This is a genomic window from Streptomyces violaceusniger Tu 4113, assembly GCF_000147815.2.
GTDB lineage: Bacteria > Actinomycetota > Actinomycetes > Streptomycetales > Streptomycetaceae > Streptomyces > Streptomyces violaceusniger_A.
In genome coordinates this window covers 4,516,502-4,530,299 of the sequence record NC_015957.1, presented here as the reverse complement: position 1 = coordinate 4,530,299, position 13,798 = coordinate 4,516,502, and the positions used below count along the sequence as shown (strand labels likewise).

Here is a 13,798-nt window from a genome sequence, read left to right as displayed (position 1 = left end):
TCACGCCCGTGCTGCCACCCTTCGTGCGGGAGTGTCAGCGGGACGCCACGTTCCTGTCGGCACCGACATGCGTGGGAGGTTCCGTCCGATGCCACCGCCGAAGGCTCTCGCGCAGCGGCCCCGGGTGTCGAAGACGGTGCCTGTCCCCACACAGGATCGGCCGGAAGTACACGACCCCGCACGACCCCAGTTCCCTCCGTCCAACGCGGCGGTGACGGCCGCCTTGTCGAGCGGACGCGGCCCGGCGGCGCTGCCGCCCACTTCCGCCCGGTTACCGCCTGCCGGGCAGGACATGGTCGGCAATGGCGCGGTCGCGGCGGCTCGCCGTACCGAGCCCGGCCCTCGGCAGCCGCCCACGGCCGAACCGGCACCACCGGTGGACACGGCGGAGTCGGCGCCCGCGGCCTCAACCGCCGCGCCGGAGACGAAGGCACGGCCCGGCCCGGGCGCGGATCCGAAGTTCGCGACGCTGAAGAAGGACGTACGGCACAAGAAGCACTCGGTCGCGAGCTCGCACCCGCCCCCGAGGACGGAGGCCGGGGCCGCGCAGGACGCCGCCCGGTCGCCCAAGGACGACGAAGAGGCACAGGGCAAGACCGCCAACGCCGAGAAGATGAACGAGGCCAAGCCGAAGGACTTCGACAAGGACGCGTTCATCAGGGCGGTCGAGAAGGCGATCGCCGAGAAGGCGCCGAAGAACCTCGACGAGGCCGACAAGTTCGCCGACTCCGGCAAGGCCGACGAGGTACGCGCGGAGGTGCACGGCAAGGTCGGCGAGGGCAAGTCGGACTCGGCCGAGCAGATCGCCACCACGACCGCCGCCCCGCCGGATACCTCGGCGGCCGTGCCCAAGAAGGTCGTGCCGCTGGCCTCGGACCGGCCCCCTGGGGCCCCCGGCACGCCGAATCCGGCGAACGCCGTACCGGACAAGCTGCCGGCGTCGGCCACCGATATGTCCGCGGGCCCCGCCAAACTCAAGCAGCGGATGGTGGGCGCGCAGGTCACCGAGGGACAACTGCAGAAGTCCAACGAGCCCACGTTCAAGGAGGCGCTGGGAGCGAAGAAGGCCGCCGAGCGCCATTCCGAGACGGCTCCCGGCCGGATGCGCGGGCACGAGAAGAAGGAGCTGAACGCGGCCACCGCGCAGGCGAAGCGGCTCGGCGCGGCCGCCATGGGCGCGATGGGCGCCCAGCGGGCGCGGACCGGGCAGCAGGTCGACCGGGGCAAGGGCGGCACGAAGGGCCGGGACGAGGAGAAGCGGACCCAGGTCACGACGCTTCTGCAAGGGGTCTTCGACACGATGAAGAAGGACGTCGAGGCGATCCTCGACGGCCTCGACAAGCTGGTCGACGACCAGTTCGGCAGGGGTGAGAAGGCGGCGCGGGACGCGTTCACCGCCGAGCACCAGCGGAAGATGGACGAGTACAAGGACCGCCGGTACTCGGGTGTGACGGGCAAACTGCGCTGGGTGCGGGACAAGTTCGCCGGGCTGCCCGCCGAAGCCGACAAGATCTTCGAGGAGGCCCGCGACAACTACGTCCGCCGGATGCGGCAGGTGATCTCGGACGTCGCCGACACCATCGGCGCGGAGCTGAACCGGGCCAAGCACCGCATCGCGCGGGGCCGGTCCGAGTTGCAGGCCGCGGTCCGCAGACTCCCGGCCGATCTGCGGTCCATCGGGCAACAGGCGGCGGCCGAGTTCACCGACAAGTTCGATGAACTCACCCAGTCCGTGGACGACAAGGGCACCCAGCTCGTCGACACGCTGGCCACCAAGTACACCGACGCGCTCACGTCCGTCGACGACGAGATCGCCGCGGAGAAGGAGAAGAACAAGGGCCTCGTGGCCAAGGCCGTGGACGCGGTCAAGGCCGTGATCAACACCATCCTGGAGCTGAAGCGGCTGCTGCTGTCGGTCCTCGCCAAGGCCGCGTCGGCGGTCATGCTGATCCTCAAGGACCCGATCGGCTTCCTGCGCAACCTGGTCTCGGCCATCGGCACCGGTCTGCGGCAGTTCCTGCGGAACATCGGCCGCCATCTGCAGCAGGGCATCCTGTCCTGGCTGCTCGGCAAGACGGCCGAGGCGGGCATCGAACTGCCGGCGAAGTTCGACACCCAGGGCGTCCTGAAGATGCTCGCCTCCCTGCTCGGGCTGACCTGGCAGTCGATCCGCGCCCGGATCGTCCGCAAGGTCCCGAAGATGGAACCGGCGGTCGCGGCGGCCGAGACCGCGGTGCCGCTGGTCGCGGAGGTCCGCAAGCGGGGCGTCGCCGGGATGTGGGACGACCTCAGGACGCGCGTGGGCGATCTGCGCAAGGACCTGCTGGACAAGGTCATCGCCTATGTCACGCCGACGATCGTCGTCGCCGGGATCATGTGGGTGATCTCGCTGCTCAATCCCGCGTCGGCGTTCGTGCGGGCGGTGAAGCTGATCATCGACATCGTGCGGTTCATCGTCACCCAGGCCCGCCAGATCTTCGAGTTCGTGAACGCCGTGCTCGACGCGGTCATCGCGATCGCCAGGGGCGGCCAGGGCGGCGTCCCTGGCCTGATCGAGCAGGCCCTGGCCCGCTCCATCCCGGTCCTGCTGGGCGTCCTCGCCGCGATCCTGGGCGTGGGCGGGATCGCGTCCCGCGTCAAGGGGATCGTCCAGGCCATGTCCAAACCGGTGAACCGGGCGGTGGACTGGGTGATCGACAAGATCGTGGGCCTGGTGAAGAAGCTGTGGTCCAAGATCAAGTCCGCCTTCGACAAGAAGAAGCCCAAGCCGAAACCGAAGCGCCGCCCGGACCGGAAGCGGCCGGGCGGCCCACGCCGACGGAAGCGTCCGGACCAGCGGCGCCGTCCCGACCGGCGCAGGCCCAAGCGGCGGCGCGACCCGAAGAGGAAGCGGCCCGGCAAACGGTCCAAGAAGAACATGCTGCGGGCCCTCGACGCCGCCGTACGCGAGGCGATGCGTCTGCTGGACGCCAAGTCGGCGACGGAGGAGACCATACGGCGAGGGCTTCCGGCCATCAAAGCGCGCCACGGCCTCTCCCGCATCGAACTCGGAAAATCGGCCCAAAATACCTACTTCATCACCGTCTCTATCAATCCCAAGAAAAAGACCCCACTCAAGACGCTCTTCCCTTACAAAATCGGCAAAGCCACGGCGTCGACCGAGCTCACCGAGGCCGGTGTGTCGGCCGGCGCTCTTCACGACATCGACCCCCCCATGCGGGAGAAGCATCCGGCCGCCTTCGTCATCACCATGGTGGCGACACCCAACGAGGTGAAGGGAAAGCCGAGGATCGCCGCACGCTATCTCGAAGAGGCATGGACCGGCTCTCCGGAAAAGAAGGTGGCCTGGGCCAGGACCGCCGTCATCATCGGCGTCAACTCCGCCGAACGCCTGGACCCGACTCGCTCGAAGAGCGGCGTCCCCGCGATCTCCCAGGCACTGGGGGCGATTGTGCGCCCGGACAAGCTGCGCATGATCGCGTTTGGCTTCGTCTGGACTCCGCAATGGTTCGACATCAACAGCAAGAAGACCGCTCCGTTCAGCACGGTGAAAAACGCGTACGACGGCTTGGACAACGCGCACAAGACAGCCGCACGTGCCGAGGAGGCGAAGGGCATCGGCAGCAAGCGGGCGAAGGCGGTACCGTACGGGCTCCTGCGCGGACACGTCTTCACGTCCTCGCACACCAAGCAGGCGGTATCCGTCCTCAGCAAGGTCAACCGGCAGGTGCAGGTCCTGAGCCAGGACCCCGACGGCGGCGTCCGCGCCCCCAAGGGCCGCGGCGTACTGGCCGCATACGACCAGATCCTCCGCAACATCGACGGCGACCCGGTCTTGATCGTCGGTGGCTATGACTTCGAGGAGCTCAAGTGGGAGGAGGGTGCGCAGGAGCGGGTGGTCCAGCTGACGCAGCTCGCCAACGCGATCGACCGGGCGGTCCGGGCGGCCGTCGCCCGGCACATCCCGGAGATGACGTACCCCACCGAGCCCAACACCCTGGTAAAGGTCTGGGACGAGAATCGCCGGAACGGCGTTTTCCAGATGATGCAGCATCGGGCCGACGCAGCGGCCAAGGACGAACTTCCCTTTGGTTTCGGCGAAGGGGAAGGGCGCAGCTTCCGCAAGTGGCTGTTGCGTCTCTACGGCAGCGCCTTCTCCATCGTCCATGACCAGAGCGCGTCCGTCAGCACCGACGCGAAGCTGAACGACCTCGGCCGCAAACTCGCGGTACGCGGGCTGAGCACGCGCAGCAAACGCCACATGGCGTACGCGATCATGCTGCAGTCGCAGTCGATGGCAAACGCGCAAGTGCTGGCCAACGAGCTCTTCCTGGCGAACCAGGGCTTGGGCCTCCCGGCCAAGAACTTCGTTCGGGCGGACGTCTTCTCTCATGTGGAGGCCACCGTCAAGATGATGGTCGACAACCCGGACCTGACGGTGGACGACCCGAAGATCCAGCAACGCATCGCGACCATGGAAAAATCAGTCCGGGAATACCTCGGGAAGCTCCCGCCGCAGGCGAACCGCAAATCCGGGGAGCAAAGACTGCACGACATCCTCGTGAGAGCGGAAGCCATGACGCGCGAGATCATCACCGCATTGACTGCAGACGAACTCAAGAGCGTCTGGCGGAAGCTGTCCCTCCTACTGAAGAAGGCCAAGGCCGAGGCCATGCAGAACGCGGAAGCAGCGAAGAACACGGAAGCGGGGAAGAAGTAAGTGGACGAGTCCGCACTCCGGCAGCTGCGGGCGGAGGCGTCCCGCGAGGACTACTCCTCGATGGCCAGTCTGGCGCACGCCCTGTACGAGAATGGTCTGTCCGTGCCGGAGGTCATGCGCGAGTGCTACGGAGTCGACCTGCCGAGAGAGTTCCTCGTACTCGCCGAGGCCGACCTGTGGCGTCTCGGCCTCCTGCTCGTGTGCACCCATCAGCCGTGGTGGCTGGCCGTCCCACCGGCCCGGGGCGGTCCGGTGGCCGCCCCGGACCCATCCGACGGGACGGAGCAAAAGCTCCTCGCGCTCGACCCCGATCTCCTACCTCTCGGCTACACGCTCGGCACGCAGAGCCCATCCTGGGAAAACAAGGAGGTGCTCTGCTACCGGCTGTCCGAGCTCGCCGCAGGGCGGCCGACCGTCTTCAGGCTGCGAGAGAAGACCGCTCGTCGCGACAGGGTCAAACGGCGGGGCGAATCCCTGATGACGGTGCTGGAGGAACTTCATCTCGAGGAACTGCGCGAGACGGAGCGTCAGGTGAGCGACTGGGACCCCGGCGCCGAGGAGGAGCTTCTGGGAGCGGCACGAGAATTGGTCGAGCGGGTCGAGGAGCTGCGGCGCAAGGTCGAGGCATAGCTTCCGGCGGATGATCGTGTCCGGTCGCGAGGAGTTCACGCCCCAGCCAACCGCTGAGGCGACGGCACAGTTGCGACTGCGCTACCAAGCATCCGCCGCGCTCGCAGATCTGTACGCACAGGCAGGATGGACCGTCGCCGTCCAAGACGTGGTCCTCCGCAAGCGCCTCGACGCCTACCTCGACGCCGTGACGAACAGACCCCTCTACCTGGTCGCCCTCGCCCCCACGCCCGAAGCGGTCGCGGCACGCAAGGCCGGCCGCCCCAAGAACGCCTACGGCGGCCTCTGGACTCGAGTTGCGTCGTCGTGGCCTGTATCTGGACGATGCAGAAGACGTCGGGGCCTATAAGTTGGCGTTCGACTACCTTCGTTCGCAGGCAGCCGACCCCTCGGCTTCTCTGCGGCTACCGACTCGGCGCGTCCTCGCAACGCGTCTTCATCGGCATGACGAGCAGCGGTGCAGCCGGGGTCGCCTGTGCGGCCGCTTTGGTTGTGGCTGCGTTGCCGAGCTGGTCCTGGGCAGCAGTCGGTGGTGTCTTGGCCGGCGCGTGCATGCCGTGGGCCACCGTCGCGTTGCTCACCGGCACCGGCACTGCCTGTACCGGCGCCGGAGCCGGTACCTGGTGGGTGGCGGCCGCGACCTCCCGGGGGCGGGCCGGTGGGATCGGGGCCACCAGGCGGTGGAGGGGGAGCGGGGGTTCGGTGGGCAGCATCGGCTTCACCGCGGGGTTCCGTCGTCGAGCAGATGGGCGTGCGGGCCCAGTTCGGCCGGGCGGAGCAGGCGGGCCTCGCGTTGGAACTGGCGTGCCACACCACGTACGACATGGCGCATGGCAATCGTGTCGCCGCTTCCGTCCGCCGCCGCCAGTGCCGCCGTGCGGGCCGCCGCGGCGATGGCGGCGCCCGTCATGTCCAGGCGGGCCAGGGCGTCGAGGTCCACGTCGGGCGCGAGCGGGGCCTCCTCGGGGAAGGCGAGGCGCCACAGTCTGCGGCGTTCGGCGGCGGCCGGGCGGGGGAAGTGGACGACGAAGTGGAAGCGCCGGGTGAAGGCCGGGTCGATGTTGTCCTTCAGGTTGCTGGTCAGGATGACCAGGCCGTCGCTGGCCTCCAGGCGTTGCAGCAGATAGCCGACTTCCAGGTTGGCGTAGCGGTCGGTGCCGTGCTTCACCTCGCCGCGCTTGCCGAACAGGGCGTCGGCCTCGTCGAAGAGCAGCACGGCCTGGCTCTCCTCGGCCTGCCGGAACGCGATCTCCATGTTCTTCTCCGTCTCCCCCACCCATTTGGAGACGACCTGGGCGAGGTCCACCTTGAGCAGTTCCAGGCCGAGCATGCCGGTGACGATCTCGGCGGACATGGTCTTGCCGGTTCCGGGCTCCCCGGTGAAGAGCGCCTTGACCCCGCCGTGCCCCGAGCGGCGGGCGAAGCCCCAGCTCTCGGCGATCCGGGGCCAGGCGCGGAAGGCCGACGCGATCTCCAGGATCTGGCGGAACTGGACATCGGGCAGGACCAGGTCCCCGACGGTGCGCCGGGGCGTGATCGCGTGCACGGCGCTGCCGCCGCGGCCTCGGGTGACGGTGGCGATGGCGGGCTCGACGTGGTCGGCGACCGGCTCCGGGTGTCCGTTGCCGGCCAGGCGTGCCCCGGCGTCCGCGACCGAGGCGACGGCGCGCAGTTCGCCGCCGCTCATCCGGTAGCGGACGGCGAGGTCTTCGAGGAGGGTGCCGTTCAGGTCCGGGAGCGCGGCCGACCACATCGCCCGGCGCTCGGTGAACCCGGGGACGGGCACGGTGAGTTCGGCGTACGTGCGCGCGGCGAGCAGGCCCGCCGGGCGCCAGGGCTTCAGGCCGGTCAGGCACACCGGCACACGCGAGCGCAGCAGCGCGGCGGACACCGCGTCGGCGGCGGGCCGCTGCTGCTCGCCGTACAGGTCGTCGGTGGGGATCCACAGCACGGCGCCCAGCACGGCGGCCGTCCGCAGATCGGCCTCGGGGTCGGCGGTCAGGGTGCGCAGCGGCGCTCCGGCGGCCCGGGCCAGCGCCTGTACGGCGTCGAGCTGGCCGTCGGGCGGGCAGCCCCACAGCCCGGCCAGGTCGAGATCGCCGGAGCCCAGCGCCCGGCCCAGCCGGATGAGCCGGTCCGAGGAGAGGTACGGGGACAGCACGCGCGGCTCCGGCGGTGCGACCTCGCCGGGGTCGTGGCCGAGCAGTCCCACATCCCCGCCCCAGCCCAGCAGGAAGTCCAACACCCCGGGGCCGGGGACCAGTTCCTGGGCGAGTTCGACCGCGGCCTCGCCGTGCGCGCGCAGCAGGCCGTACCGGCGCAGTGGCCCGGCCGGACCGAGGGAGCGGCGCAGGGTGAGGCGGGCCGCCGCATGGTCCGCGCCCACGGCCACCAGCAACTCCACGCTCGGCAGCCGCCGGTTCAGGTTGTCCACGACGTAGGCGTAGATCCGCTCATAGCCGCGGTCCAGTTCGGGCGCGGCGGCCAGGAGCAGGGCGTCCTGCTCCGCGCGGGTCAGGCCGAATCGGGTGGCGAGCGCGTCCAGCGGCAGGGTCGTGCCCCCGGCGGACGCGCGCCGCCTCAGGTCCCGTTCGGCTTCCGGCTCCGGTTGCCGGGGGGTGTACGGCTCGGCCATGGTGTCGGCGAAGGCGTGCACCTCGCCCAGCAGCACGTCGACCTGTTCGTCGGTCACGCAGTACGGGGTGAGGTCGGGCCTGGTGAGCCGGGCGGCGAGCGCCGCCTGGCGCTCGACGGCGGTCCTGAGCGCCCGGTGCAGGCCCGCCAGCCGGATCCGCAGATGCTCAAGCGCTGGTTCGCCCATGTGCCTCACCCGGCCGAGAAGGTCAGGGTCCGGCCGCCCAGCCAGGCCACGTCGGGCACATCGGCGAGCAGGCCGCCGCGCAGGAGGTCCGCATGGCGCCGTCCCATCGGGACGCGCACCCGGACGGCCGCGGCCTCGAACCGCACCGTGGCCGCCAGGTCGGCGAAGCGGCCCAGGGCCAGGAGCGGATCCGGGGTCTCGCGCTCGCGCCAGAGCGTCCAGGCGATCGTGGACAGGCCGAGCGCGGCGGCCAGGGTGACGGTGCGCTCCAGACCGCCGTCCTGGGCGAGCGGCACCGCCCGGCGCTCGGTGACCAGGGCGGTCACCAGGCCCGCGCACCGCCGGGCGTGGGCGGGCAGCTCCGCGGCGAGACGCAGGTCCGGTGCGGCGCCCGGCGCGCTCCACAGCGGTGTGCGCCAGGGCAGCCGCGCCACCGGGTCGCCGCGCAGCGGCCGTACGCCGGTGAGGAACGGCACGCCCGCCGAGGCGAGGTCGCGCAGGGTGCCCGGGGGCAGGGGCCCGTCGCAGAGCAGCACGGGCGGCCGCCCGCACGATTGCCAGTGCGGCAGCAGCCCGGCGGCCTCCGCGGCCCAGGCGATCGGGAACATGCCGTGGGCGTCGATGAGAAGCAGCCCGTCGTCGGCGCCCGTGAGCAGCAGCGGGTCGGCGGGGTCGTGGCCGCGGCACACGGCCAGCGCCAGGACGCCGTCGAGGACCGGCAGCGCGGGGCGCACCTGGCGGGTGAAGGCGGTCAGCCGCGCCTCGTCGAGGGGCGGGGAGAGACCGGCGAAGGCGGCCGCGGCCTCGCTGTCCCGTTCGGCGCGCCGCCAGCCGCGTGCGGTGGCGCCCAGCACCTTGTACGCCAGGGCCGCCGCGAACAGCGGGGCGTCCTCGGCCAGTTCGACACCGGACAGGGCTGGCCCGATCGCGTCGAGGTATCCGATGCGGGCCAGCGGCCCGGCGAGCAGGAAGGGCAGGGCGGACCACACCTGCACCTCACCGGTGGTGCGCACCCCGGCGGCGGTGCTCGCCCCGGCGGGGGCACCACCCACCGCGCCGGTGCCGCCCGCCGCGCCGGACGGCTCCTCGGCGCCCGGGTCGTACGGACCGGCCGGGGGCCGGGTCAGCCGTACCGCCTCCGCGCGGTCCGCCGACGTCAGGAAGTCGGCGAGCAGCCGCGGCAGGTCCGCCGCGTCGGCGCCCGCGACCGCCGCGCGCAGCCGCTCGGGCAGCGGCTCGGCAGGCCCGGGACGGGCGGTCTCGCCGTGCGGACCGGCGGGCGGAGGGTCTGCCGCGAGGGCGCGCCCGACGAGTTCGGCGAGCAGCCGGGCGGCCGCCGTGTCGTCCACGCCGAGCAGGGCCGGCAGATACGCCCGTACCGACGCGTCCGGCAACAGCGCGAGCAGCGCGTCCAGTTCGCCGCGCTCCGCGAGTTCGGCGAAGAGCGCGGCGGCGTTCGGGGCGGTCCACGGATCCGGCGCCGCCGCGAAGGACTCCTCGAACGACACGGCGTCGGTGTCGGGCGCCTCGGCGGGGACCTCCACCATCGGCACCGGCGCGAAGTGGACCTCGACGGGCGGCCCGCCGCCCGCCGTCCGGCCGGACCAGCCGTCCCGGCCCGGCCGGACGGTGACGGTCAGCGGCTCGGTGATCTCCACATCCGGCCCGTCGGCCGCCAGCCGCTCGGCGAAGTGGTCCGCCAGCAACTCCGGCAGGGCCTCGACCACCTGGCGGACCAGACCGCGTGGCTCGGGCCCCCAGCTCCACCCACCGCGCCGGACCACCGTCACGGTGCACCGGTGCACCGTGATCTCGCCGGGCTCACCCTCGTCGCCGGTCCCGCCGGTGCCGCCGGTGCCGCCGGTGCCGCCGACGGTCGGCGCGGTGGGCGCGCTCACGTCACCCTCACCTTCCCCAGGTGGCCCGCCCAGCCGGCCGCGAGCACCAGCACACCGTGCACGCTGCCCGCCACGAGGGTCACCGGCAGTTTCCCCTGGGTCTGCTGTGCGGGGATCTCCCCGGCGAGCACATGGGTGTCCTGCTCGTCGGAGACCAGGGCGACCACGGGGGTGGGGCGGGCCACGGCGACCTTCACGGTGACGGTGAGCCCGTCCGTGGCCAGCGCGATGCCCTCGGTCCACGAGGCGAGCCGCACCAGCGCCGGTTTGGGTTTGCCCTCGGGCGTCATCTCGACCCCGAAGGCCAACGGCTCGGCGAGGGCGGCCGGTTCGTCGTCCACGGCCGCCACGGCGAGGTCCCGGGCGCTGAGCGGAAGGGTCGCGACGCGGCCTCCGTCCAGAGACACGCGTAACGGCAGTGCGCGGCCGACGAGCGCGGCCACCTCGTCCGGGGCACCGGCGCCGGTCAGGGCCAGCGCGCCCACGACGTGGCCGGTGTCGATGGCGTACACCACGGAAAGTGCCATGGTCAGCCACCGCCGTTCGTGGGCGCGACCGTCGCCAGGACGAGGAAGTCGACCGCACCGGGCTGTTCGACGACCTCGGGGGTGGCCTTCAGGGGGTCGTACAGGCGCACCCGGCAGCGGACCCGCCGGTCTCCGTCCACGGTGGCCTCCACCGGGCTGTACAGCGTCGTGCCGCCGAGGGGCGGTGTGCGCGGGGTGAGATGGGCATGGATCACGACCCGCCCGTCGGCGACCTGTTCCGGGGTGATGCCGGACGGCAGCGGCAGCAGCATTCCGTCGGTGGCGGTCCCGGAGGTCACCAGCGTGCTGCCGGCCGGCATCCGGCCGCTGAAGCTGCCCTCGATCGTCAGGTTGCCGTTGGCCGCCACGGTCATCAGCGGGGCGACCGCGCCGCCGCCCTGGTAGAGGCCGAAGACCAGGGTGGGCCGATCGCCGCCGGACACGACGAGGGCGGGCTTGCCCTCCTCGGCCTCCGTGCCGGTCCGCAGGGTCAGCGCGCCCGACCGGGCCGAGACGGTGTCCGCGCGCACTCCGGCGAACCGCGCCGCGACGCCGCGCGCCGTGGTCTCGACGCCGCTGAAGTGGCCGTCCGCCCAGTGGACATAGCCCAGCAGAACGAGCCAGCGGGCGGGCGGGTCGGCCGGTGGGGCGCCGATCGCGGGCGGCTGCTGCTCCGCCGCCAGCCGCTCGTCGCCGCGACGCCCGAAGAGGATCTGGTACGACTCCTCCACCCGGGTCTTCGTGGCGCTGCCGGAGCAGGAGACCGGCCCCGGAAGCTGGGCCGGTTCCCGGTCGGCCGCGGTGAGGAAGACCGGGTAGGGCTCGTCCGTCGACTGGTCCGCGCCGTTGACCTCTTCGAAGTCGCTCTCGCGCAGCACGACCGGCTCGGTGACGACCACTTCGCGGCCCGTCCCGTCGACGGCGATCCCCGCCGAGACGCTCACCTCGACATGGCGGACGCCCGTCAGCGGGTCGGTACGGGGCTCGGTGGCGAGGCCGAGCCCTTCGACGATGCCCCACTCGTGGAGGTGCCGCGCGTGCCGGGCGGCCCCGGCGCGCGCGTACTCCACGGTGGCCGACAGGTCCGCGGCGGCCAGCACCTGGCCCTCGTGGAAGGCGGGGCGCAGGGGGCCCGTCATGGCGTCTCACCGGGCTTCCGGGTACGGGGCGACCGGCTGCGCTTGGCCGGGGGCTTGGCGGGTTCGTCCCCCTGCTCCGGCGCCTGGCCAGGTTGGTCGGGCTGGTCCGGCTGGCCCGGTCCCTGATCCGGTCCCTGATCCGGTCCCTGGTCCGCCGCTCGGTCCGATGTGCCTTCAAGGTCCGCGAGGCGGGGCCCGAGCCGTTCCGGCACCTGCCCCTCCAGCTGGGTCATGTGCGTCCGGGCGCTGCCCAGTTGGGCGCGCAGCCCCTCCACGGCGGCGGTGAGGTCCAAGACCTGGGTCCTGAGCCGGGCGAGCTCCTGCATGCTGTCGGTGACTTCGCTGGGGGTCGTGTAGACCTGTTCGTGCAGCGCCTTGGGCGGTGTCTCGCCGGGTGCGGGGGTCAGCAGCAGGGACAGCATCTCCTCCAGGTCCCCGGTGCGCGGCCAGTCGCCGAGCAGGTCGTCCGGGTACGGGCGCGCCACCGGGCCCTCGGACGGGAGCGTCGGCTTCTGGTGCTGGGGCACGGGCAGGCAGCACACGCGCTCGGCGAGTTCCCGCAGCCGGTAGAGCTTGGGCAGCCACTCGCCGTACGCCGATCCGCCCGGCAGCACCTGCTCCCGGGTGGCCGAGCAGACCCGTACGACATCGCAGCCGTCCAGTTCCAGACGCGCGAGCAGGACATCGGTGTCGGTGCAGTCACCGCACGGCGGGTTGAGCGTGGCGCACGCCGCGTCGGTCAGGAACCTGCGCAGCGCGGTGCCCAGAGCCGTGGCCGCCTCCGCGATCTGCTGCACCTCGGCGACGGTCGCCTTCTCGGTGCTGTCCGGCGGCGGGGGCGGCAGCAGCGGGGGTACGTCGGCGGCGGCGACGTCCGTGCGCAGCGCGCAGTCGGCGAGGTCGGCGGCCTGGTCCAGCCGGCACAGCAGCCACCCCCGGATCAGGCCGAGGTCCGCGCGGAACTCCACCCGCAGCGCGTGAGCGAGCGGTGTGCCCTGGGCCAGCATGCGTACTTCCAGCGGCGCGTCCGGGTCGCCCCGCTCCGGTACGACGCGGGCCGCGGTCTCGGTGACGACGGCGTGGGCGATCGTACGGCGCAGCGGGTCCGGCCACGAGGCTTCCATGTCGGCGCCCCTGAGCCGCTCGCACGCCGTGCCCAGGACGCCGCGGGCCTCCCGCACGGTGGCGAGGTCCGGGTAGTCCCTCCCGAGCTGCTCCTGCCCGGCCGGGTCGTAGGTGTCGTACCGGGCGACGGCGGCGGCCAGCGCGCGCACGTGCTCGGTCATCTCGCGGGCCGTCGGCGGGGAGGGCGGGCCCTCCCCGCCCGCGTTCTCGCGCAGCCAGGCGAGGGCGGTGGCGTACCGCCCCGCGTCGGCGGCGTCGAAGCGGAAGGCCCGGCCCGTGGCGAGCGAGGCGACGGTCAGCGCGTCGGCGTAGTACCCGAGCCGCCGGTCGCGGGTGCGGGCCCGGTCGGCCCGTGCGAGGTCGCCGAGGCTCATCAGGAGCCGGGTGCCGGGGTTGTGGCGGTGGTCCTCGAAGTCGTCGCACTTGACGACGAATTGGGACCCCTCCTGGATCCTGGAGGGGACGCATCCCGGTGAGGGGCAGGGCTCCTCCGTGGCGTACGGGGCCACCGGCTCGACGGGCAGCTCCCGGTAGCGCACGTAGAGCCCGTAGCGGCGCCCGCCGTCATCGGCGTTGTTGGCGCAGTCTTCCCCACAGTCCACACCGAGGCCGCTGATGCGCCGCTCGCGCACCAGTGCCTGGACGTCGACCCGCTCGGTGCAGGGCACCACGATGTCGTTTCCGGCGCAGTCCAGCGCGTGTCCGGGGTGCACCGCCACGGTTCCGCCGCCGCACGGGTCGCAGGTGACGCCGAGGCCGCAGATGACGCCCGGCCCGTACAGGGAGCGGTTGTGCAGTCTGGCCTTCGCCGTCGTGTACTCGACCAGCAGGCTGAGATCGTCCTCGGTCAGCAGTTGCCCTGCGAAGAAGCGAGGACGTACGAAGGCGGAGGTCCGGGTGGCGTCGCCACCGCAGCCGCATCCGCAGTCTGTTCGCAT

8 protein-coding genes are annotated in these 13,798 nt (G+C 72.2%); 2 read left to right on the top strand and 6 right to left on the bottom strand.

The annotated features are described in order from the left end of the window. Nucleotides 1-88: 88 nt before the first annotated feature. Both STRVI_RS19025 and STRVI_RS19020 read left to right on the top strand, forming a co-directional pair. Entirely contained in the window at nt 89-4,720 is a 4,632-nt protein-coding gene (locus STRVI_RS19025; protein ID WP_014057304.1) for a hypothetical protein, read from the top strand. After that, nucleotides 4,721-5,350, top strand: a complete 630-nt coding sequence (locus tag STRVI_RS19020) for a hypothetical protein (RefSeq protein WP_014057303.1) — start codon at nt 4,721-4,723, stop codon at nt 5,348-5,350. 404 nt (nt 5,351-5,754) lie between these two features. Here STRVI_RS19020 and STRVI_RS19015 read toward each other — a convergent pair whose 3' ends face one another. From STRVI_RS19015 to STRVI_RS18990, 6 genes are read right to left on the bottom strand one after another with little or no spacing between them, the layout of a single operon-like run. After that, the gene (locus STRVI_RS19015) at nt 5,755-6,063 is read right to left on the bottom strand and encodes a hypothetical protein (protein ID WP_014057302.1); all 309 of its coding nucleotides are present in this window, start codon (nt 6,061-6,063) and stop codon (nt 5,755-5,757) included. A gap of 5 nt (nt 6,064-6,068) precedes the next feature. Beyond that, a complete protein-coding gene (locus STRVI_RS19010; RefSeq protein WP_014057301.1) occupies nt 6,069-8,171 on the bottom strand; it encodes an ATP-binding protein in 2,103 nt (700 codons plus the stop codon). A gap of 5 nt (nt 8,172-8,176) precedes the next feature. After that, entirely contained in the window at nt 8,177-10,069 is a 1,893-nt protein-coding gene (locus STRVI_RS19005) for a hypothetical protein (RefSeq protein WP_014057300.1), read from the bottom strand. Beyond that, nucleotides 10,066-10,596, bottom strand: a complete 531-nt coding sequence (locus tag STRVI_RS19000) for a hypothetical protein (RefSeq protein ID WP_014057299.1) — start codon at nt 10,594-10,596, stop codon at nt 10,066-10,068. Before STRVI_RS19000 ends, STRVI_RS19005 begins: the two co-directional genes overlap by 4 nt. A gap of 2 nt (nt 10,597-10,598) precedes the next feature. After that, entirely contained in the window at nt 10,599-11,735 is a 1,137-nt protein-coding gene (locus STRVI_RS18995; protein ID WP_014057298.1) for a hypothetical protein, read from the bottom strand. Continuing rightward, nucleotides 11,732-13,798: a hypothetical protein gene (locus STRVI_RS18990; protein WP_014057297.1), complete on the bottom strand. Its 2,067-nt coding sequence runs from the start codon at nt 13,796-13,798 to the stop codon at nt 11,732-11,734. The genes STRVI_RS18995 and STRVI_RS18990 overlap by 4 nt, the downstream gene beginning before the upstream one ends.